The organism is Vibrio sp. Vb2131, assembly GCF_033338535.1.
Lineage (GTDB): Bacteria > Pseudomonadota > Gammaproteobacteria > Enterobacterales > Vibrionaceae > Vibrio > Vibrio alginolyticus.
This window is the reverse complement of sequence record NZ_JAWOSW010000063.1, coordinates 1-787: the sequence shown is the minus strand read 5'-3', so window position 1 is coordinate 787 and position 787 is coordinate 1. Positions and strand designations below refer to the sequence as shown.

The following is a 787-nucleotide window of genomic DNA, read 5'->3' as shown; positions in this document are numbered from 1 at the left end:
GAATTTTTACCAATACATCACCGAGCTCTAGTGCTGCTCGTTCGACTAAGCCCTGCGCACCTGATGACTCCGCCGCTTCCATCGAAGACATCAACGCCGCGTACGATTTCTTATAGTCCCCTTGCTCATCGTAGTAACGACCTTTGAGCAACAGAACTTCCGATTCCAATTTCTTGTCACCTTTTTCTCGTGATGTTTCAAGCAAAGCATCCAACGACGAGAGCGCGGTATCGATATCTCGATTGCCCATCATGGCTCGAATTTGGATCAGCTTGAACAGCAAGTGCTCTTGGCTTTGTTCTGGTGTCAAACTCAGCCCTTTATCTACCACTGCTAAGCTCTCTTTATCGCGCCCTAACAACTCAAGAACGGTCGACTTCGCCAGCCAATAACGAATCAACAGATCCTTGGGCTGGTTTTGCAGTAGAGAGTCTTCTTCTAATGATTCGATTTGTGCTAGTGAACTTTGTGGCAGCGCGTAAATTTGGCTCTCAATCCCTTCAAGAGATTGCAGAAACTTATCTTTTGGCTCAGGGCTTTGTGCGTAGACTTTGGTCGTCAAAAACACGAACCAAAACACAAGCGACAACGCTCTGAGCTTATAAAATTGCGACATTATTATTATTCCCTGATGGGTAGTTACTTCAGTGTGGTGGGAAGTTTTGATTATTATTTTGCACGTGAATGACAATGGTCACACCGCGCATGCTTTCCCATGCATTCTGTAGTGAATAATAAATCACCAACTTTCGATGTAGAAACGATTTCGTCCCACAAAAAAGACAAA

The 787-nt window shown here is 44.6% G+C and carries 1 pseudogene; it reads right to left on the bottom strand.

Going from position 1 to position 787, the window contains the following annotated elements:
* Positions 1-616, bottom strand: a pseudogene (locus tag R7E38_RS22865) (GGDEF domain-containing protein); the annotation flags it as partial.
* Positions 617-787: the final 171 nt, after the last annotated feature.